This is a genomic window from Burkholderia sp. 22PA0099, assembly GCF_047497165.1.
GTDB lineage: Bacteria > Pseudomonadota > Gammaproteobacteria > Burkholderiales > Burkholderiaceae > Burkholderia.
This window is the reverse complement of sequence record NZ_CP163165.1, coordinates 140,220-160,616: the sequence shown is the minus strand read 5'-3', so window position 1 is coordinate 160,616 and position 20,397 is coordinate 140,220. Positions and strand designations below refer to the sequence as shown.

Below are 20,397 nucleotides of genomic sequence, written 5' to 3'. Positions count from 1 at the left end.
GGCGTAAGAAAACGATGCCACCCGACATGCCTCGAAGTGGTGCAACCGCCGCGTCGGCTGGCCGGTTTCCCATCGCGCCCGCGCGCCGGAACGGTTGTGCATCTCATCGTCGTGGCGTTGTCCAATCCCTCATCCATCTGCCACACAGCCTTGTCACACAAGGCCTGTCGCCTGATTGGCGATAGCCGGCACTTACATCGCCCCACGCACACAAGCCGTCGCAAGCGAGTTTCACCATTCCGGTGCATACCCGATTGCGCGGGTGGCACTTTTGTGGGCTAAGGGAAAGTACTGATCCGGCGAATGCTTGGCGACAGCCGGTTGCAATGCTCTAATGCATTGATTCAAAAGAATTTTGTAAGGGTGCAACCGGATCGTCGAATCGGTTGCACCTTTTTATTGTGTGGCATAGGATTCCGCGAGTCTCATATTCACGCGACCGCCGGCTCCGGCCTGGCACAGAAGGAATCATGGCAAGCACCACCCTAGGCGTCAAAGTCGACGATCTGCTCCGTTCGCGTCTCAAGGACGCGGCCGCGCGGCTGGAGCGCACTCCCCACTGGCTGATCAAGCAGGCGATCTTCGCGTACCTGGAAAAGATCGAGCACGGCCATCTGCCGGCCGAACTGTCGGGCCGCAGCGGCTTCGCCGAGCTGGCCGATGGTCAGGAGCAAGACGACGGCGCCCCGCATCCGTTCCTCGAATTCGCGCAAAGCGTGCAGCCGCAATCGGTGCTGCGCGCCGCGATCACGGCGGCTTACCGCCGTCCGGAGCCGGAGTGCGTGCCGTTCCTGCTCGGCCAGGCGCGCTTGCCCGCCCATCTCGCGGCCGACGTGCAATCGATGGCGACCACGCTGGTCGAGGCGCTGCGCACCAAGAGCTCGGGCGGCGGCGTCGAGGGGCTGATTCACGAATTCTCGCTGTCGAGCCAGGAAGGCGTCGCGCTGATGTGCCTGGCCGAAGCGCTGCTGCGCATTCCCGACCGCGCCACGCGCGACGCGCTGATCCGCGACAAGATCAGCAAGGGCGACTGGCGCTCGCACATGGGCCAGGCGCCGTCGCTGTTCGTGAACGCGGCCACCTGGGGCCTGATGATCACCGGCAAGCTGGTCACCACCAACAGCGAGACGGGCCTGTCGTCGGCGCTCACGCGCCTGATCGGCCGCGGCGGCGAGCCGCTGATCCGCAAGGGCGTGGACATGGCGATGCGCCTGATGGGCGAGCAGTTCGTCACCGGCGAAACCATTTCCGAGGCGCTGGCCAACAGCCGCAAGTACGAAGCGCGCGGCTTCCGCTACTCGTACGACATGCTCGGCGAGGCGGCCACCACGGAAGAAGATGCGCAGCGCTACTACGCATCCTACGAACAGGCGATCCACGCGATCGGCAAGGCCGCCGGCAGCCGCGGCATCTACGAAGGCCCGGGCATCTCGATCAAGCTGTCGGCGCTGCACCCGCGCTACTCGCGCGCGCAGCAGGACCGCACGATGAGCGAACTGCTGCCGCGCGTGCGCGCGCTGGCGCTGCTCGCGCGCCGCTACGACATCGGCCTGAACATCGACGCCGAGGAAGCCGACCGCCTCGAAATCTCGCTCGACCTGCTCGAAGCGCTGTGCTTCGACCCGGAGCTGGCCGGCTGGAACGGCATCGGCTTCGTGGTGCAGGCGTACCAGAAGCGCTGCCCGTTCGTGATCGACTACCTGATCGACCTCGCGCGCCGCAGCCGTCACCGCCTGATGATCCGCCTCGTGAAGGGCGCGTATTGGGACTCGGAAATCAAGCGTGCGCAGGTGGACGGCCTCGAAGGCTATCCGGTCTACACGCGCAAGATCTACACCGACGTGTCGTACGTCGCCTGCGCGAAGAAGCTGCTCGGCGCGCCCGATGCGGTGTATCCGCAGTTCGCCACGCACAACGCGCATACGCTGTCGGCCATCTATCACCTGGCCGGCCAGAACTATTACCCGGGCCAGTACGAATTCCAGTGCCTGCACGGCATGGGCGAGCCGCTGTACGAGGAAGTCACGGGCCGCGACAAGCTGAACCGTCCGTGCCGCGTGTATGCCCCGGTCGGCACGCATGAAACGCTGCTCGCCTACCTCGTGCGCCGCCTGCTCGAGAATGGCGCGAACACCTCGTTCGTGAACCGCATCGCCGACAAGGCCGTGCCGGTCAAGGAACTGGTGGCCGACCCGGTCGACGAAGCCGCGAAGATCGTCCCGCTCGGCGCGCCGCACGCGAAAATCCCGCTGCCGCAAGGCCTGTACGGCGACTCGCGCGCCAATTCGATGGGCCTCGATCTGTCGAACGAGCATCGTCTGGCGTCGCTGTCGTCGGCACTGCTGACGAGCGCGCATCACCCGTGGCGCGCCGCGCCGATGCTGGCCGACGAAGCGCTGTCCGACGCCCCGGCGCGCGACGTGCGCAACCCGTCCGATCAGCGCGACGTGGTGGGCACCGTCAGCGAGGCGACCCCGGAGCACGTGAGCGCCGCGCTCGCGCATGCCGTGTCGGCCGCGCCGATCTGGCAGGCCACGCCGGTCGAAGCCCGCGCCGATTGCCTGGCGCGCGCCGCCGATCTGCTCGAAGCGCAGATGCATACGCTGATGGGCCTGGTGATCCGCGAAGCGGGCAAATCGCTGCCGAACGCGGTGGCGGAAATTCGCGAGGCGATCGACTTCCTGCGCTATTACTCGGCGCAGATCCGCGACGAATTCTCGAACGACACGCACCGCCCGCTCGGGCCCGTGGTGTGCATCAGCCCGTGGAATTTCCCGCTGGCGATCTTCATGGGCCAGGTGGCCGCGGCGCTGGCCGCCGGCAACACGGTGCTGGCCAAGCCCGCCGAGCAGACCCCGCTGATCGCGGCGCAGGCGGTGCGCCTGCTGCGCGAGGCCGGCGTGCCGGCCGGCGCGGTGCAACTGCTGCCGGGCGACGGCGAGACGGTGGGCGCGGCGCTGGTGTCGGACCCGCGCACGCGCGCCGTGATGTTCACCGGCTCGACCGAAGTCGCGCGCCTGATCAACAAGGTGCTGGCCGCGCGCCTCGACCCGGACGGCAAGCCGATCCCGCTGATCGCCGAAACCGGCGGCCAGAACGCGATGATCGTCGACTCGTCGGCGCTCGCGGAACAGGTGGTGGCCGACGTGATGAACTCGGCGTTCGATTCGGCCGGCCAGCGTTGCTCGGCGCTGCGCGTGCTCTGCCTGCAGGACGACGTGGCCGATCGCACGCTCACCATGCTCAAGGGCGCGATGCACGAACTGACGCTCGGCAACCCCGATCGCCTGTCGACCGACGTCGGCCCGGTGATCGATGCCGAGGCGAAGCAAACGATCGACACCCACGTCGCCGCGATGAAGGAAAAGGGCCATGCGGTCACGCAGTTGCCGATGCCGGCCGGCTGCGCGCAGGGCACCTTCGTGCCGCCGACGCTGATCGAGATCGGCAGCATCGACGAACTGAAGCGCGAAGTGTTCGGCCCGGTGCTGCACGTGGTGCGCTACCGCCGCAGCGCGCTCGACAAGCTGCTCGACCAGGTGCGTTCGACCGGCTACGGCCTGACGCTCGGCATCCACACGCGGATCGACGAAACCATCGCGCACGTGATCGGCCGCGCGCATGTGGGCAACATCTACGTGAACCGCAACGTGGTGGGCGCGGTGGTGGGCGTGCAGCCGTTCGGTGGCGAAGGCCTGTCGGGCACCGGCCCGAAGGCCGGCGGCGCGCTCTATCTGCAACGCCTGCTGGCCACGCGCCCGGCCGGCCTGCCGAAGGCGCTGGAATCGTCGCTGATCGTCGATGCGCCGGTGGCGGGCGAGTCGGGTGATAATCCGTCGTCGGCGCTGACCGCGCTGCGCGACTGGCTGATCGAACAACGCGAGCCGGCGCTCGCCGCACGCTGCGAAGGCTACCTGTCGCGCGTGCTGGCGGGTGCCACGGCGGTGTTGCCGGGGCCGACCGGCGAGCGCAATACGTACACGCTCGGCCCGCGCGGCACGGTGTTGTGCATGGCGGCAACGGCGAAGGGCGCGCGTGCGCAGTTCGCCTCGGTGCTCGCCACCGGCAACCGCGCGCTGTTCGCGGGTGCGGCTGGCGAAGCATTGGCCGCGGCCTTGCCCGCTTCGTTGAAGTCGTATGCGGCGGTGCGCAAGCAGGCCGACGCGGCGTTCGATGCGGTGCTGTTCGAAGGCGACAGCGACGAGTTGCTGGCGCTGGTGAAGGAAGTCTCGCAACGTCCCGGCCCGATCGTATCGGTGCAGGGCGTGGCGGCCGGCGCGTTCGAGAACGGCGACGAAGATTACGCGTTGGAGCGGCTGCTGACGGAGCGCTCGGTGAGCGTGAACACGGCGGCAGCCGGCGGCAACGCCAATCTGATGACGATCGGCTGAGCGATCCCGGCTGGTTGGCATGACGAAACGGAAGCGGCAAGGCAAACCCGAAGCCGCTCCATCTACCCTGGTATTAGGAGAAGCTATGCAACACACGATGAAAAAAGTGGCAGGCGCAACGCTGGTTGCGGTCATGTCGCTGGCGGGGACCGCATACGCGGAGGACGTGAAGATCGGTTTTGCAGGGCCGATGACGGGTGCGCAGGCGCACTACGGCAAGGACATGCAAAACGGCATCGTGCTCGCGATCGAGGATTTCAACGCGACCAAGCCGGTTATCGGCGGCAAGCCGGTGACGTTCGTGCTCGACTCGCAAGACGATCAGGCTGACCCGCGCACCGGCACGACGGTCGCGCAGAAGCTCGTCGACGACGGCATCAAGGGCATGCTCGGCCACTTCAATTCGGGTACCACGATCCCCGCTTCGCGCATCTACGCGAACGCCGGCATCCCCGAAATCGCGATGGCGACGGCGCCCGAATACACCACGCAGGGCTACAAGACCACGTTCCGGATGATGACGTCCGACACGCAGCAGGGCTCGGTGGCCGGCGCGTTCGCGGTCAAGGATCTGGGCATGAAGCGGATCGCGATCGTCGACGACCGCACCGCCTATGGCCAAGGCCTGGCCGACCAGTTCGAGAAAGCCGCCAAGGCAGCCGGCGCGACCATCGTCGATCGTGAATTCACGAACGACAAGGCCGTCGACTTCAAGGCGATCCTGACCAAGCTGAAGGCTGCCAAGCCGGATATGGTCTATTACGGCGGCGCCGATTCGCAAGGTGCACCGATGGTCAAGCAGATGAAGTCGCTGGGCCTCGCCTCCCCGCTGATGAGCGGCGAAATGGTCCACACGCCGACCTTCCTGAAGATCGCCGCCGACGCGTCGGACGGCACGATCGCCTCGCTGGCCGGTCTGCCGCTGAACGACATGCCGGGCGGCAAGGCCTACGCCGAGAAGTACAAGAAGCGTTTCGGCGAAGACGTGCAGACCTACTCGCCGTACGCCTACGACGGCGCGATGGCGATGTTCAACGCGATGAAGAAGGCGAACTCGACGGATCCGGCCAAGTACCTGCCGGTGCTCGCGCAGACGGATATGGCCGGCGTGACCTCGACGCACATCGCGTACGACTCGAAGGGCGACCTGAAGAACGGCGGCATCACGATGTACAAGGTCGTAAAGGGCGAGTGGGTGCCGCTCAAGAGCATCGGCGGCAAGTAATGCGCACGGCCTGAGCGGGGTGCGCCCCGCGCGGGTTGGATGACTCACGGGACCGGCCGGCGGCACGTTTCAGGACGTGCCGCCGGCCGGTTTTGTTTTGGAGCGGCGTTCGTCGTGCTGCCCTGCCCCGCTTCGAGTTTCATTTGTTTCGCTTCAATCCGACTTCAATCCGGATCGCTGGCCGCCAACCGCTCGGCCACGTCCTTGAGCCAGGCCTCGCTCCAGGTCAGCGCGCCGGCCTTCAGATGCGCCACCACGCTGCGCACCCAATCGAGTTCGGTTTCGACGCTCGCCTGCAGCAGTTCGCTTTCCAGCAGGAACAGCCGCGGGATCTGCAGCGCGAGCGCCGCGTTGCGCGCCGCGTCGAGCCGTTCGAGTTCCGCCTCCAGCGCCGTGATGCGCGCTTCGAGCTGGCGGCGCGCGTCGTCCACCGACAGCAGCGGCAGCACCGACAGCGCCACCGGAAACGCCGGATATTCGCGGGCCGGCTGCGCCAGTTGTTCGCGCAACCAGCCACGCGCCGTGCTGCGGCCGGCCTCGGTCACGGCGTAGACGGTGCGCTCGGGGAACATGCCGTCACGCTCGGTTTCGTGAACCACCACGAGGCGTTCGCGCAGCAGGCGATCGAGCGTTTGATAGAGGCTGTTGCGCTGGCGGACGTTGATCACGTCGTCCTTGCCGCGCAGTTTGATGAGCTGCTGGATGCGATACACGTGCATCGGCGCTTCGGTCAGCATGGCCAGCACGGCGAGCGCGAGAGGGGAGAATTTAGGCATGGGAGCCAGTCAAATCAATCATCAAACAATGACTGATCATTTTATGGCTAGTCATTGTTTGATGCAATAAAAACGCCGGTGGCAATTAGCCGACGTGGGTGCGCTTTGCGCCCGCCTCCGGTGTCTCCATGGTCGCAAGGCCGTGCACGATGCCGCAATCCTCGACCGTGTGCTCGCCCTGGCATTGCTCGCGCAATTCGCTCAGTTGGGCCTTCAACTGCTGCAGTTCGACGAGCCGCGCGTTGACGTGGCCGATGTGGTCGTCGAGCAGCGTGTTGATCGAATCGCAGCGATCGGCCGGGTCGTCGGTCAGGCGCAGCAGCGTGCGGATTTCGTCGTGCGTCATGTCGAGCGCGCGGCAATTGCGGATGAACCGCAGGCGCTCCACGTGCAGCTCGGTATAGCGCCGGTAATTCGCGTCGGTGCGCTCGGTGTCCGGCATCAGCCCCTCTTTTTCGTAGAAGCGGATGGTCTCCGGCGTGCAGCGTGCGGCTTTGGCAAGTTCGCCGATCTTCATCAGATTCTCCTGTCGGAAACGGTTGACCCTGAAGTGGCTTCAGGGTGTTAACTCTACACCTCATGCAATCAGGAGAACGCCATGGCCGAATCAAACCGCACTCACGACGCGCACCGCGCCGACGACGCACCGTCGCCAGCCGGCTGCTGCGCGCACGATCACGGCCATGATGATGCGGGTGCGCGTGATGACGCGAAGCCGCAACTGGCGATCCGCTGGGTGAAGAAGGACGACGCGCCGGTACAGGCGCGAGGGCTTGGCCACGATCATGGGCACGCGCACGGCGATCTTGGCCAGGGTGAGCAGGGCCATGACCATGCTGCGGAGGGTCGCGGCCAATGCGGCCACGCGCACGACGGCGGAGGCGACGATAGCCACGATCACGGCGCACATGCCCATTCGCATGACCACGGCGCACATGGCCACTCGCACGATCACGGCACGCACGATCACGGCGCACATGCCCACTCACACGACCACGGCACGCACGACCACGGCGCACATGCCCATTCGCATGACCACGGCTCGCACGACCACGCCGCACACGATCACCCCTCCGCCGCCTCCTGCTGCGCCCCCGCCGCACCGATCCTCGCCGCCTTGCCTGGCACGCAACGCCTGGCCGACGGCACCGAGCGCTCGGCGTTCCGGATCATGCAGATGGATTGCCCGACCGAAGAAACGCTGATCCGCAAGAAGCTCGGCGGCATGGCCTCGGTCACGACGCTCGATTTCAACCTGATGCAGCGGCTGCTGACCGTCGTGCACGCGCCCGGCGCGGCCGAATCGGTGGCCGCGGCGATCCGCTCGCTCGGCATGACGCCCGAACTGGCCGGCGGCGGTGCCTCGGCGGCCGGCGCATCCGGCGCGCCGCTGGCCGATGCGCCGAAGCCGGTCTGGCCACTGGTGGCCGCCGGGGTGGCCGCGCTTGCCTCCGAAGCCGTGACCTGGGCCGGCCTGCCCGGCTGGCTGGCCGCGCTGCTCGCGGTGGCGTCGGTGGCCGTGTGCGGCCTCACCACCTACCGCAAGGGCTGGATCGCGATCCGCAACGGCAACCTCAACATCAACGCGCTGATGAGCATCGCCGTGACGGGCGCGATGCTGATCGGCCAGTGGCCCGAAGCCGCGATGGTGATGGTGCTGTTCACGATCGCCGAACTGATCGAGGCCAAGTCGCTCGATCGCGCCCGCAACGCCATCTCGGGCCTGATGCGGCTCGCCCCCGACACCGCCACGGTGCGGCAGCCCGACGGCAGTTGGGCACCGGTCGCGGCGGCCACGGTGGCGCTCGGCGCGATCGTGCGGGTGCGCCCCGGCGAGAGGATCGGCCTCGACGGCGAACTGGTGGACGGCCGCTCGACGGTCAACCAGGCGCCGATCACGGGCGAAAGCCTGCCGGTCGAAAAGGCGCCCGGCGACGCCGTGTTCGCCGGCACCATCAACGAGGCCGGTTCGTTCGACTATCGCGTGAGCGCCGTGGCCTCGAACACCACGCTCGCGCGCATCATCCACGCCGTCGAGGAGGCGCAAGGCGCGAAGGCGCCGACGCAGCGCTTCGTCGACCGCTTCGCACGCGTCTATACGCCGATCGTGTTCGCGATCGCGCTGGCCGTGGCGGTGATTCCGCCGCTGCTGGCCGGCGGTGCGTGGCACGACTGGTTCTATCGCGCGCTGGTGCTGCTGGTGATCGCCTGCCCGTGTGCGCTGGTGATCTCCACGCCGGTCACGATCGTCTCCGGGCTGGCCGCCGCCGCGCGGCGCGGCATCCTGGTCAAGGGCGGCGTGTATCTGGAAGAAGGCCGCAAGCTCGGCTGGCTCGCGCTCGACAAGACCGGCACGATCACGCACGGCAAGCCCGCCCGCACCGATCTCGAGGCGCTGGCCGACGACATCGCGCCGGCCCGCCTTGCGTTCCTGGCCGCGAGCCTCGCGAACCGCTCCGATCACCCGGTGTCGCAGGCCATCGCGCGCGCCTCGGCCGATGCCGCGCCGTTCGCCGAGGTCGACGGCTTCGAGGCGCTGCCGGGCCGCGGCGTGCGCGGCGCGATCGACGGCGTGTCGTACTGGCTCGGCAATCAGCGGCTGGCCACCGAACTCGGACGCGCCTCGGCCGCGCTCGACGCACGCGTCGCCGCGCTCGAATCGCAGGGCAAGACGGTGGTGATGCTGATCGACGCGGCGCGCGTGCTCGGGCTGTTCGCGGTGGCCGACACGGTCAAGGACAGCAGCCGCGAGGCGATCGCGCAACTGCACGCGCTCGGCATCCGCACCGCGATGCTGACGGGCGACAACGCCTACACGGCGGCGGCGATCGCGCGCGAGGTGGGCATCGACGATGCGCGCGGCAACCAGTTGCCCGAGGACAAGCTCGCGGCGGTGGTGGAACTGGGGCGGCAAGGGCGCGCGGTCGGGATGGTCGGCGACGGCATCAACGATGCGCCGGCGCTGGCGCGCGCCGACATCGGCTTCGCGATGGGCGCGATGGGTACCGACACCGCCATCGAGACGGCCGACGTCGCGTTGATGGACGACGACCTGCGCAAGATCCCCGAGTTCGTGCGGCTCTCGCGCGCCACGCACCGCGTGCTGGTGCAGAACATCGGCTTCGCGCTGGCGGTCAAGGCGGTGTTTTTCGGCCTGACCATCGCCGGGCTCGGCACGATGTGGATGGCCGTGTTCGCCGACGCGGGCGCGAGCCTGATCGTGGTCGGCAACGGCTTGCGGCTGCTGCGCGCCTCGCGCGGCTAGGCGGTCATTTCGTTATCCGCAGCAAATGGGCCGTTGCGGGCCGTTGCTCATCATTCAACGCAGCGGCAGGTGGATGGCGGTCAGCAGTTGTTCGGGCGGCGTGGTGCGCGGGTCGTTGAGATAGGCCTCGAACGAGGGCGCATCGGCCGGCACGTGGCCCGATGACGGCAGCCATTCGCCGTACAGCCAGGCGTAGGCGTGGCCGAGCGTGTCGTACGGCCCTTCATGGATCAGCACGGCGCAGGTGCCGCCCGCGATCGTCAGGTGTTCGAACGGTTCGGGCAGCGCAATGGCCGCCGTGTCCGGGCCGAGCGCGTAGCACGCGTGCGAGCGAAGCTGCGCGGCGGGCACCACGGCCGGATTGTCGTAAAAGATGCCGAGGCAGCACGCGTCGGGGCCGAACAGGCCTTGCGCATCGATCCAGCCTGCCAGCCGCGCGAACGCGGTGTGCATCTCGCTGTAAGGCCCGCGATGTTCGGCGGCCACCACCTCGATCGGGTCAAGCTCGCGGATCTCGATCTGACGCGTGCTCATGAACAGGTCTCCTGAATAGGGTCGATGCACACGGGCCGGTGGCAACGCGAACGCCCAGGCAATCGCGAACCGGCGCGCGGCGCCGCTCATCGTACGAAACCGTTGCCGTGCGCGCAATATCTCCGCTGCCCGCCCTCGCCTGCCCCCACCTTTGCCGATTTTCGATAACACGTCGATTTATGACTCTCTAGCATCGGTTCTCCCACACCCGTTCCGGCGCGCCGCGTTCGACGGGCCGCACCTGAGGAGAACGCGATGCATGCAGAGTCGAACGGCCATTCCGGGCCGGCGCTGAAACAGACCCTCGGTACCTGGCAACTTTGGGGGATCGCGGTGGGCCTGGTGATCTCGGGCGAATATTTCGGCTGGAGCTACGGCTGGGCCAGCGCCGGCACGCTCGGCTTCGTGGTCACCGCGCTGTTCATCGCGGCGATGTACACCACCTTCATTTTCAGCTTCACCGAGCTGACCACCTCGATTCCGCACGCGGGCGGCCCGTTCGCCTACGCGCGCCGCGCGTTCGGGCCGGTGGGCGGTTATCTGGCAGGCATCGCCACGCTGGTGGAGTTCGTGTTTGCGCCGCCGGCCATCGCGCTGGCGATCGGGGCCTATCTGCATGTGCAGTTCCCGTCGCTGGAGCCGAAGCACGCGGCGATGGGCGCCTACCTCGTGTTCATGGCGCTCAACATCGTGGGCGTGCAGATTGCTGCGACGTTCGAGCTGATCGTCACGGTGCTGGCGATCTTCGAGCTGCTGGTGTTCATGGGCGTGGTGTCGCCGGGCTTCTCGTGGGCGAACTTCACGCACGCGGGCTGGAGCGGCGCCGATCACTTCTCGCTCGGCTCGTTCAACGGCATGTTCGCGGCGATCCCGTTCGCGATCTGGTTCTTCCTCGCGATCGAAGGCGTGGCGATGGCCGCCGAGGAAGCCAAGAACCCGAAGCGCTCGATCCCGATCGCCTACGTGGCCGGCATCCTGACCCTCGTGGTGCTGGCGATCGGCGTGATGGTGTTCGCGGGCGGCGCGGGCGACTGGAGCAAGCTCGCCAACATCAACGATCCGCTGCCGCAGGCGATGAAATACATCGTCGGCGAGCACAGCGGCTGGATGCACATGCTGGTGTGGCTCGGCCTGTTCGGGCTGGTGGCGTCGTTCCACGGCATCATCCTCGGTTATTCGCGCCAGATCTTCGCGCTGGCCCGCGAAGGCTATCTGCCCGAGTGGCTGGCCAAGGTGCATCCGCGCTTTCGCACGCCGTATCGCGCGATCATCGCGGGCGGCGTGATCGGCATCGCGGCGATCTACAGCGACGAGCTGATCCAGTTCGGCGGCCAGACGCTGACGGCGAACATCGTGACGATGTCGGTGTTCGGCGCTATCGTCATGTACATCGTCAGCATGGCGGCGCTGTTCAAGCTGCGCCGCTCGCAGCCCACCATGGCGCGGCCGTTCCGCGCGCCGCTGTACCCGCTGTTCCCGGCGTTCGCGCTGGTCGCCGCGCTGATCTGCCTCGGCACGATGCTCTATTTCAACGCGCTGGTGGCGGGTGTGTTCGTGGCGATCGTCGCGCTCGGCTTCGTCTACTTCCTGGCGACGCGCGCACAACGCGCCGCCGCGCCCGCCGAGGCGCTGCTCGAGGAATGAGGCGGCGCGCGGCCCGGATTGCCGCGCCGCGCACCGCTCGACCTCAGGAGATTCACAGATGGCCTACACGGAGACGATCGGTTCGCAGACCTACCGGTTCGCGGACCTCAAGACCCTGCTTGCCAAGGCAAGCCCCTTGCGCTCGGGCGACCAGCTCGCCGGTGTCGCGGCGGCCAGCGAGGAAGAGCGCGTGGCCGCCAGGATGTCGCTGGCCGCGGTGCCGCTCAAGGCGTTCCTGAACGAGGCGCTGATCCCGTACGAACGCGACGAGGTCACGCGCCTGATCGTCGACGATCACGACGCTGCCGCATTCGCCGAGATTTCGCATCTGACGGTGGGCGACTTTCGCAACTGGCTGCTGTCGCCGGCGGCCGATGGCGCGGCGCTGGAACGCGTTGCGCCCGGCATCACACCCGAAATGGCGGCGGCCGTCTCGAAGCTGATGCGCAACCAGGACCTGATCCTGGCGGCCCGCAAGCGCCGCGTGGTCACGCGCTTTCGCAACACGGTGGGCCTGCCGGGCCGCATGTCGGTGCGGCTGCAGCCGAACCATCCGACCGACGACGCGCGCGGCATCGCCGCCTCGATGCTCGACGGCCTGATGTACGGCTCGGGCGACGCGATGATCGGCATCAATCCGGCCACCGACAGCCTCGCCGCGATCACCCGCTTGCTGAACATGATCGACGCGTTTCGCGAGCGTTATCGCGTGCCGACGCAATCCTGCGTGCTGACCCACGTCACCAACACCATCGCGGCGATCGAGAAAGGCGCGCCCGTCGACCTGGTGTTCCAGTCGATCGCGGGCACCGAGCAGGCCAACGCGAGCTTCGGCATCTCGCTGGCGTTGCTCGACGAGGCGCACCAGGCGGCGCGCTCGCTCAAGCGCGGCACCGTCGGCGACAACCTGATGTACTTCGAGACCGGCCAGGGCAGCGCGCTGTCGGCCAACGCGCATCACGGCGTCGACCAGCAGACCTGCGAGGTGCGCGCCTACGCGGTGGCGCGCAAGTTCCGGCCGTTCCTGGTCAACACGGTGGTGGGCTTCATCGGCCCCGAATACCTGTACGACGGCAAGCAGATCATCCGCGCGGGGCTGGAGGATCACTTCTGCGGCAAGCTGCTCGGCGTGCCGATGGGCTGCGACATCTGCTACACGAACCACGCCGAGGCCGACCAAGATGATATGGATACCTTATTGACGCTGCTCGGCGCGGCCGGCATCAATTTCATCATGGGCATTCCGGGCGCGGACGACGTGATGCTGAACTACCAGAGCACTTCGTTCCACGATGCGTTGTACGTGCGCGAGGTGCTGGGCCTGCGCCGCGCGCCCGAGTTCGAGGAATGGCTGGAGACGATGGAGATCGCCGATGCGAAGGGCGTGCTGTTGCCGGCTTCGACACGCACGCCGCTGCTGACGGGCGCGGATGACTGGATGGGGATCGGCGCATGAGCGACCCCGTCGAGAAGAACCCGTGGGGCGGGCTCAAGTCGTTCACGAACGCGCGCATCGCGCTCGGCCGCGCGGGCAGCAGCCTGCCGACCGAGCCGCTGCTGGCCTTCAACCTGTCGCACGCGCAGGCGCGCGACGCCGTGCATCAGCCGCTCGAGGCCGACGCGCTGCGCGGCGAGTTGGAGGCGGCCGGTTACGCGACGCTCGCGGCCGACAGCGCCGCGCCCGATCGTCAGCACTACTTGCGGCGTCCCGATCTCGGCAGGCGGCTGTCCGACGCGAGCCGCGAGGCGCTGGCGGCGGCCGGCCGTGATGCCGAGGCCGCGCCCGACCTGGTGTTCGTGATCGGCGACGGCCTGTCGGCGCTCGCGGCCGCGAAGCAGGCGCTGCCGCTGATCGAGGCGGTGCGCGGCCGGCTCGATGCCGACGGCTGGTCGATCGGCCCGGTGGTGGTGGCGCGTCAGGCGCGCGTCGCGCTCGGCGACGAGATCGGTGAATTGTTGCGCGCGCAACTGGTGGCGATGCTGATCGGCGAGCGGCCCGGCCTCAGTTCGCCGGACAGCCTCGGCGTGTATCTCACCTACGCGCCGAAGGTCGGCTGCCACGACGCGCAACGCAACTGCATCTCGAACGTGCGGCCCGAAGGGCTGCCGCACGCGGCAGCCGCACACAAGCTGCACTATCTGCTGACGCACGCGCGCCGGCTGCAACTGACCGGCGTGGGCCTCAAGGACGACAGCGACGCGCTGCTGCCCGGCAATGAAACGGACACCGAACGTCTTGGCGAGAAGCCCGCCGACGCGCCATGAAAAACCGCCGGCGATCGCTCGCCGGCGGTGCTCGCATGCTGCCCGGAAAACCCGCAAAACTCAGAAGAACCCGAGCGGCTTCTCGCTGTAGCTGACCAGCAGGTTCTTGGTCTGCTGATAGTGGTCGAGCATCATCTTGTGGGTTTCGCGGCCGATGCCCGATTGCTTGTAGCCGCCGAACGCCGCGTGCGCCGGGTAGGCGTGATAGCAGTTGGTCCACACGCGCCCGGCCTGGATCGCGCGGCCGAAGCGGTAGGCGCGCGTGCCGTCGCGCGTCCACACGCCGGCGCCGAGGCCGTACAACGTGTCGTTGGCGATCTCCAGCGCTTCATCCTCGTTCTTGAAGGTGGTGACCGACAGCACCGGCCCGAAGATCTCCTCCTGGAAGATCCGCATCTTGTTGTGGCCGCGGAACACCGTCGGCTTGACGTAGTAGCCGCTCGCCAGCTCGCCCGTCAGCGTGTTGCGCTCGCCGCCCGTCAGGCACTCGGCGCCTTCCTGGCGGCCGATGTCGATGTAGGACAGGATCTTTTCCATCTGCTCGGCCGAGGCCTGCGCGCCGATCATCGTCTGCGCGTCGAGCGGGTGGCCCTGGCGGATCTTCTCGACGCGCTTCACGGCGCGCTCGATGAAGCGCTCGTACACGCTTTCCTCGACCAGCGCGCGCGACGGGCAGGTGCACACCTCGCCCTGGTTCAGCGCGAACATCGCGAAGCCTTCGAGCGCCTTGTCGAAGTAGCCGTCGTCGCGGTCCATCACGTCGGCGAAGAAGATGTTCGGGCTCTTGCCGCCCAGCTCCAGCGTGACCGGGATCAGGTTCGCGCTGGCGTACTGCATGATCAGGCGGCCCGTGGTGGTCTCGCCGGTAAACGCGATCTTGGCGATGCGCTTGCTCGACGCCAGCGGCTTGCCGGCCTCCAGCCCGAAGCCGTTGACGATGTTGAGCACGCCTGGCGGCAGCAGGTCCTGCACGAGTTCGGCCCATACCAGGATCGAGGCGGGCGTCTGCTCGGCCGGCTTGAGCACCACGCAGTTGCCGGCGGCCAATGCCGGCGCGAGCTTCCAGGCGGCCATCAGGATCGGGAAGTTCCACGGGATGATCTGGCCGACCACGCCGAGCGGCTCGTGGAAGTGGTACGCGACCAGGTCGCCGCCGATATCGGCGATCGAGCCTTCCTGCGCGCGCAGGCAGCCCGCGAAATAGCGGAAGTGGTCGATTGCCAGCGGGATGTCGGCCGCCGTGGTTTCGCGCAGCGGCTTGCCGTTGTCGATCGTCTCGGCCACCGCCAGCCGCGCCAGGTTCTGCTCCATGCGATCGGCGATGCGCAGCAGCACGGCGGCGCGGTCCGCCGCGGGCGTCGCGCCCCAGCCGGCCTTGGCCGCGTGGGCGGCGTCGAGCGCCAGTTCGATATCGGCTTCCTGCGAGCGCGGGATGGCCGTGAACGGCTGGCCGGTGACGGGCGAGATGTTGTCGAAATACTGGCCTGCGACGGGCGGCACCCATTCGCCGCCGATGAAGTTCCCATACTGCTTGCGATACGGAAATTCGATGTTCAGATGCTGCATCTCGGCGTGGTTCATCTGTCGCTCCTCGCATGTCGGAATTAGGAAACGTCGCCGCGCACGCGCGGCGGGGCCTGTGAAATACGCCAAAAGCGTGCCAGTGCGCCGCGCGGCGGTGCGTGCCGGGCGCGTCGCGGTGCGAGGCGCGGCCAGCCGGGGCGCGGCGGCGGGCCGGGCCGCGTGTGCCGTGCTCGTGCGATGGCGGGTGCGCAGAACTGGCACGCCGCCACGTGGCGCGCTGTGCCTTCGTGGCACAGCCGTGCGCGAGGCCGGGCAACGCGGGCCTGACGGACTTTCGGCACGGGATTTGCATATTTGTCGTGTCGATGAAAGCCGGGACCGAAAAAGGGGCAGGGACGATGAATGCTCGGGGCGGGATCGAAACCGTGAAGGACGCCGAAGTTTTGGCCTTGGCTGGCGGCTGGGCTGCGGTCGGCACGCGGGCTGAGGCCACCGCGGAAGATGCGGCGGCCGGCGCGCGGGCCGAGGCCACCGCGGAAGACACGCGCCGCAGCGCGGCCGGCACGGAAGCGCCGGCGGGCCGCGCCGTGGTCAGCGTCGCGCACGACGCCGACGAGCAGGCGCGCAACCTGATCGGCTGGCGCCAGACCTACGACCAGCTCGCGGCCGGGCGCTTCGCCGGCACGCTCACCGAGTTGCCGCTCGACACCATGAAGCTGTTTAGCGAAACCACCAGCCACGCGTTGCGGCAGGGCTGCGAGGTGCGCGGCGATGCGTACTGGTTCGGCATCCCGGCCAGGCCCGACGGCAGCGCGCGGATCGATGCGCGGCCGATCGCGGCCGACGGTTTCGCCTGCCGGCCGGGCAACGTCGAATTCGAACTGCTGACGCCGGCCGCGTTCTCGATCTATGGCGTGGTGGTGCGCGGCGAGGTGCTGCGCCGTTACGCCGAGCATGTCGAGCACGTCGGCCCCAACGCGCGGCTGCGGCAGCCGGTGGTGCAGGCTGGCGCGGCGCGGCTCGCACGGCTGCGTGCGCTGCTGGCCGCGCGTTTCGACGATGCGGTCGCGCCGCGCGCGGTGTTGTCCGAATGCGAGCGTCACGATTTGCAGGCGGCTGTGCTGGCGGCCTTGTTCGACGTGTGCGCCGGGCCGGACGCCGACGACGAGGCCGATGGCCTGCATCCGCAGCGCCGCCGCCGCATCGTCGCGCTGGCGCGCGACTACATGCTCGCGCATCGCAGCCGGCCGATCGGCGTGCCCGAGCTGTGCGAGCAGCTTCACGTGAGCCGCCGCACCTTGCAGAACTGCTTCCAGGATGTGCTCGGCATGGCGCCCGCCACGTACCTGCGCGCGCTGCGCCTGAACGGCGCGCGGCGCGACTTGTGCGGCCGCGCGGCCGGCTCGGTGCAGGACGTGGCCGCCGCGTGGGGCTTCTGGCATTTGAGCCAGTTCGCGACCGACTACCGGCGCATGTTCGGGATGCGGCCGTCGGAGGCGTTGAGGGAGGCGTCCGGGGTTGCGGTGGCCGAAGCGGTGAACTGACTTGAGCCGGTTCGCCATCGGTTATCGGTGCATGTGCGGGATGCGGCCGTTCGAGGTGCTGAGGGAGGCGCCCGGGGCTGCGATAGCGGAAGCGATGAACTGACCTGAGCCAGTTCGTCAACGGTTACCGGCGCATGTTCGGCATGTAGCCGTCCAAGGTGCTGAGGAAGGCGTCCGGGGCAGCGATGAACTGACCTGAGCCAGTTCGCCACCGATTACCGGCGCATGTTCGGCATGCGGCCGTCCAAGGTGCTGAGGGCGGCGTGGATGAACTGACTAGCCGTCACCATCACGCGCCAGCGGCCAAGCCAGCGCATCCCAATCGAGCGCACGATAGGCGTCATCCACCGCAGCAATATCGCCCGCATCGTCGCTCGCATGCCGATCGTGCAGCGCGGGCGGCACCGGCACCACCACCGGCCGGCAATGCGGATAGTCGCGCACGCGCAATTCGGGCGCGATGCTCGTGAAGCAGGCCAGCGTCGGCACGTCGAAGCCGTCGGCCAGGTGGATCGCCGACGAATCGGCGCCGATCAGCACCGCCGCGCCGCGCACCCACGCGAGATAGGCGGCGGTATCGGGCGACAGTGCGCGCACGTCCACATACGCCCGATGATCGACCGGCCCGAAGCCGAGCACCGGCAACCCATAGCGCTGCGCGATGCGTTCGACGAGCGCCGCGCGCCGCGCGGGCGGGATGCTGCGCAGCGGCGTGCTGGCGTCGGCGCAGAACAGCGCGTAGCGGCGCGCATGCCACGGCGCGGGCAGCGCGGGCAAGGCGAGCCGCGCGAGCCAGCGGTTGCGCTTGGCTTCCGCCGGGATTGCTGCCGGCTCGGCGCCGAGCGCATCGAGGAAGTAGTCGATCATCGGCAGCGCCGCGAACGCGGGCCGGTAGAGCTGGTTGCCGACGTCGATCTTCGGGTCGGCAGCCGGCAGCGCATCGAGCGCGACCGGCAGCGTGCGAATCTCGGCCACGGCGTCGCCATGCGAGGCGGGGCGGCCAGCCAGCGCGTCGAGTTGCGCGACATGGGCCGCGAGCCGCGCGGGCCGATACAGCACGAAGCGCAGTGCCGGATGCGCGCCGCGCAGCGCGTCGAGCGCCGTGAGGCCGATGATCGAATCGCCGAGCGCGACGCCCATTCCGTTGATCACGTGCACCGTCGCGCAGCGCGCGTAGTCGAGCCGGAACGGCCGCTCGGCCGCGTTGAGGATGCCCGCGCCTGCCGCGCTCGCCGTGGCCGCGATCACGCCCGCCGGCACCGCACCGGCCATTTCGAGATCGTACGGCGCGACGAGCATGCGCTCCGGCGTCAGCAGCGTACCCGGGTGCCGCAAGGCCGCATGCGCATCGAGGGCATCGAGGCCGGCGGGGCCGTCGCTCTCCACGCCTTGCATCGCGGCCCCGGTTGCCGGGGGCATGGCCAGGCTCACGCTCAATTACCCGGCTCGCCGCGCAGCTTGCGGCCCTGTTCGCGCACCTGCGCGAGCGTCGCGGACGGCGTGCTCGCCTCCTGCGGCACGCGGATCTCGATCAGCGCCGGCAAGTTCGCGGCCAACGCACGTTCGAGCGCCGGTGCGAATTCCGCCGTGGCGAGCACCGTTTCGCCATGCGCGCCGAACGCGCGCGCATAGGCGGCGAAATCGGGGTTGGTCAGGCCGGTGCCGTGCACGCGCCCCGGGTAATGGCGTTCCTGATGCATGCGGATCGTGCCGAAATGCTGGTTGTTGACCACGATCACCACCACGTTCAGGCCGTACTGCATGGCCGTGGCGAGTTCGTGGCCGGCCATCATGAAGCAGCCGTCGCCGGCCAGCGCCACCGCAACCCGTTGCGGATACAAGGATTTCGCCGCCAGCGCGGCCGGCACGCCGTAGCCCATCGCGCCGTTGGTCGGCGCCAGTTGCGAGCGAAACGCGCGATACGGGTAATGACGATGCAACCAGGTGGCGTAGTTGCCCGCGCCGTTGCTGACGATCGCGTCGTGCGGCAACCGCTCGCGCAACTGCTGCATGATCTCGCCCAACTGCACGTCGCCCGGCATCGGCAGCGGCGCGCGCCACGCGTCGTAGGCCGCGTGCGCGTCGGCCGCGCTGCCGGCCCACGGCAGCACCTCGGGCGGCGCGAGCGAGGCCAGCCGCGCGGCGATTTCGGGCATCCCGGAGACGATCGGCAGGTCCGCCGCATACACCCGGCCCAGTTCCTCCGCGCCCTGATGCACGTGGATCAGCGCCTGCCGGGTCTTGGGGATGTCGAGCAACGTGTAGCCGCCGGTGGTGGCCTCGCCGAGCCGCGGGCCGATCGCGAGCAGCAGGTCCGCCTCGCGAATGCGTTTGCCGAGCGCCGGATTGATGCCGAGCCCGACGTCGCCCGCATAGAGCGGATGGGCGTTGTCGAACGTGTCTTGATAGCGGAACGCGCAGGCCACCGGCAGTTGCCAGGCTTCGGCGAAGCGGCGCAGGTCGGCGCAGGCGTCGCGCGTCCAGCCGCTGCCGCCGACGATCGCGAGCGGCCGTTCGGCGCGCGCGAGCCGCTCGCGCAACTCCGCCACCTGCGCATCGGACGGCGACGCCGCGATCCGCTTCGCGGCCGGCAGCACCGGCTGCGGCGCGCACGGATCGGACAGCAGATCCTCCGGCAGCGCGAGCACCACCGGGCCGGGCCGGCCCGCGGTGGCGACATGGAACGCCTGGCTCAAGTATTCGGGGATGCGGCGCGCGTCGTCGATCTGCGCGACCCACTTCGCCATCTCGCCGAACATGCGGCGGTAATCGATTTCCTGGAACGCCTCGCGATCGAGATGCTCGCGCGCGCATTGGCCGACGAACAGGATCATCGGCGTGGAATCCTGGAATGCGGTGTGCACGCCGATCGACGCATGCGCCGCGCCCGGGCCGCGCGTGACGAACGCGATGCCGGGCCGGCCCGTGAGCTTGCCGGTGGCCTCGGCCATGTTCGCGGCGGCGGCTTCGTGGCGGCAGACGAGGGTGGCGATGCGGGCGGTTTCGTCGCCGAGTGCGTCGAGCACGGCGAGGAAGCTTTCGCCGGGCACGCAGAACACGCGCTCGACATGGTTGGCCAGCAAGGCGTCGACGAGCAGTCGCGCGCCGTTGACGCTGGCCGGGGCGGCGGAATCCGGGGTGGACGGCATGGGCTGCGGGCTCCCTCTCGGTGGCGAGGGGGATAGCTTACGCCGGATAGGAACCACGCGGGAGTAACGAAAAACGCGGG

Annotated in this window: 13 protein-coding genes; 7 read left to right on the top strand and 6 right to left on the bottom strand. The window is 68.5% G+C overall.

What is annotated here, in order from left to right:
- The first annotated feature begins 470 nt into the window (after nucleotides 1–470).
- Nucleotides 471–4,391 (top strand): trifunctional transcriptional regulator/proline dehydrogenase/L-glutamate gamma-semialdehyde dehydrogenase, encoded by a 3,921-nt coding sequence (gene putA, locus AB4851_RS15915; RefSeq protein ID WP_414450612.1) that lies wholly within the window; start codon nucleotides 471–473, stop codon nucleotides 4,389–4,391.
- 85 nt (nucleotides 4,392–4,476) lie between these two features.
- Nucleotides 4,477–5,616: a branched-chain amino acid ABC transporter substrate-binding protein gene (locus AB4851_RS15910; RefSeq protein ID WP_414443544.1), complete on the top strand. Its 1,140-nt coding sequence runs from the start codon at nucleotides 4,477–4,479 to the stop codon at nucleotides 5,614–5,616.
- Nucleotides 5,617–5,780: 164 nt separating this feature from the next.
- On the opposite strand, the gene AB4851_RS15905 is transcribed toward AB4851_RS15910, so the two are convergent.
- Both AB4851_RS15905 and cadR read right to left on the bottom strand, forming a co-directional pair.
- Entirely contained in the window at nucleotides 5,781–6,392 is a 612-nt protein-coding gene (locus AB4851_RS15905) for a helix-turn-helix transcriptional regulator (RefSeq protein ID WP_414450611.1), read from the bottom strand.
- 85 nt (nucleotides 6,393–6,477) lie between these two features.
- The gene (gene cadR / locus AB4851_RS15900; RefSeq protein ID WP_414443546.1) at nucleotides 6,478–6,909 is read right to left on the bottom strand and encodes a Cd(II)/Pb(II)-responsive transcriptional regulator; all 432 of its coding nucleotides are present in this window, start codon (nucleotides 6,907–6,909) and stop codon (nucleotides 6,478–6,480) included.
- 81 nt (nucleotides 6,910–6,990) lie between these two features.
- On the opposite strand from cadR, the gene AB4851_RS15895 reads away from it, so the two are divergent.
- A complete protein-coding gene (locus AB4851_RS15895) occupies nucleotides 6,991–9,657 on the top strand; it encodes a heavy metal translocating P-type ATPase (RefSeq protein ID WP_414450610.1) in 2,667 nt (888 codons plus the stop codon).
- A 54-nt stretch (nucleotides 9,658–9,711) separates the two neighbouring features.
- Here the strand turns inward: AB4851_RS15895 and AB4851_RS15890 are convergent, their stop codons facing one another.
- The gene (locus tag AB4851_RS15890) at nucleotides 9,712–10,191 is read right to left on the bottom strand and encodes an AraC family transcriptional regulator (RefSeq protein WP_414450609.1); all 480 of its coding nucleotides are present in this window, start codon (nucleotides 10,189–10,191) and stop codon (nucleotides 9,712–9,714) included.
- Nucleotides 10,192–10,446: 255 nt separating this feature from the next.
- Here AB4851_RS15890 and eat point away from each other — a divergent pair, with 255 nt between their 5' ends.
- The 3 genes from eat to eutC are packed head-to-tail and all read left to right on the top strand — an operon-like array spanning nucleotide 10,447 to nucleotide 14,100.
- Nucleotides 10,447–11,835, top strand: coding sequence for an ethanolamine permease (gene eat, locus AB4851_RS15885; RefSeq protein WP_414443549.1), 1,389 nt, complete (start codon nucleotides 10,447–10,449; stop codon nucleotides 11,833–11,835).
- A gap of 58 nt (nucleotides 11,836–11,893) precedes the next feature.
- Nucleotides 11,894–13,291 carry an ethanolamine ammonia-lyase subunit EutB gene (locus AB4851_RS15880; RefSeq protein WP_414450608.1) on the top strand — a complete coding sequence of 466 codons (1,398 nt, stop codon included), beginning with the start codon at nucleotides 11,894–11,896 and terminating at the stop codon, nucleotides 13,289–13,291.
- Nucleotides 13,288–14,100, top strand: a complete 813-nt coding sequence (eutC, locus tag AB4851_RS15875) for an ethanolamine ammonia-lyase subunit EutC (protein ID WP_414450607.1) — start codon at nucleotides 13,288–13,290, stop codon at nucleotides 14,098–14,100. Before AB4851_RS15880 ends, eutC begins: the two co-directional genes overlap by 4 nt.
- Nucleotides 14,101–14,160: 60 nt before the next feature.
- On the opposite strand, the gene adh is transcribed toward eutC, so the two are convergent.
- Complete coding sequence (gene adh, locus AB4851_RS15870; protein ID WP_414450606.1) at nucleotides 14,161–15,681, bottom strand: aldehyde dehydrogenase; 1,521 nt, start codon at nucleotides 15,679–15,681, stop codon at nucleotides 14,161–14,163.
- Nucleotides 15,682–16,022: 341 nt separating this feature from the next.
- Between adh and AB4851_RS15865 the strand changes: the two genes are divergently transcribed.
- The gene (locus AB4851_RS15865) at nucleotides 16,023–17,168 is read left to right on the top strand and encodes a helix-turn-helix domain-containing protein (protein ID WP_414450605.1); all 1,146 of its coding nucleotides are present in this window, start codon (nucleotides 16,023–16,025) and stop codon (nucleotides 17,166–17,168) included.
- 276 nt (nucleotides 17,169–17,444) lie between these two features.
- Here the strand turns inward: AB4851_RS15865 and AB4851_RS15860 are convergent, their stop codons facing one another.
- Both AB4851_RS15860 and AB4851_RS15855 read right to left on the bottom strand, forming a co-directional pair.
- The gene (locus AB4851_RS15860) at nucleotides 17,445–18,563 is read right to left on the bottom strand and encodes an ADP-heptose--LPS heptosyltransferase (protein WP_414451868.1); all 1,119 of its coding nucleotides are present in this window, start codon (nucleotides 18,561–18,563) and stop codon (nucleotides 17,445–17,447) included.
- A gap of 38 nt (nucleotides 18,564–18,601) precedes the next feature.
- On the bottom strand, nucleotides 18,602–20,317 hold the full coding sequence (locus AB4851_RS15855) for a thiamine pyrophosphate-binding protein (RefSeq protein WP_414450604.1): 1,716 nt from the start codon (nucleotides 20,315–20,317) through the stop codon (nucleotides 18,602–18,604).
- Nucleotides 20,318–20,397 lie beyond the last annotated feature (80 nt).

What these genes read in the sequence shown, in the direction of transcription:
- AB4851_RS15860 (WP_414451868.1), bottom strand. Translation starts at nt 18,563, where the DNA reads ATGCAAGGCGTGGAGAGCGACGGCCCCGCCGGCCTCGATGCCCTCGAT.
- cadR (WP_414443546.1), bottom strand. Translation starts at nt 6,909, where the DNA reads ATGAAGATCGGCGAACTTGCCAAAGCCGCACGCTGCACGCCGGAGACC.
- AB4851_RS15895 (WP_414450610.1), top strand. Translation starts at nt 6,991, where the DNA reads ATGGCCGAATCAAACCGCACTCACGACGCGCACCGCGCCGACGACGCA.
- AB4851_RS15910 (WP_414443544.1), top strand. Translation starts at nt 4,477, where the DNA reads ATGCAACACACGATGAAAAAAGTGGCAGGCGCAACGCTGGTTGCGGTC.
- eutC (WP_414450607.1), top strand. Translation starts at nt 13,288, where the DNA reads ATGAGCGACCCCGTCGAGAAGAACCCGTGGGGCGGGCTCAAGTCGTTC.
- AB4851_RS15855 (WP_414450604.1), bottom strand. Translation starts at nt 20,317, where the DNA reads ATGCCGTCCACCCCGGATTCCGCCGCCCCGGCCAGCGTCAACGGCGCG.
- AB4851_RS15865 (WP_414450605.1), top strand. Translation starts at nt 16,023, where the DNA reads ATGAATGCTCGGGGCGGGATCGAAACCGTGAAGGACGCCGAAGTTTTG.
- putA (WP_414450612.1), top strand. Translation starts at nt 471, where the DNA reads ATGGCAAGCACCACCCTAGGCGTCAAAGTCGACGATCTGCTCCGTTCG.
- eat (WP_414443549.1), top strand. Translation starts at nt 10,447, where the DNA reads ATGCATGCAGAGTCGAACGGCCATTCCGGGCCGGCGCTGAAACAGACC.
- AB4851_RS15905 (WP_414450611.1), bottom strand. Translation starts at nt 6,392, where the DNA reads ATGCCTAAATTCTCCCCTCTCGCGCTCGCCGTGCTGGCCATGCTGACC.
- AB4851_RS15880 (WP_414450608.1), top strand. Translation starts at nt 11,894, where the DNA reads ATGGCCTACACGGAGACGATCGGTTCGCAGACCTACCGGTTCGCGGAC.
- adh (WP_414450606.1), bottom strand. Translation starts at nt 15,681, where the DNA reads ATGAACCACGCCGAGATGCAGCATCTGAACATCGAATTTCCGTATCGC.
- AB4851_RS15890 (WP_414450609.1), bottom strand. Translation starts at nt 10,191, where the DNA reads ATGAGCACGCGTCAGATCGAGATCCGCGAGCTTGACCCGATCGAGGTG.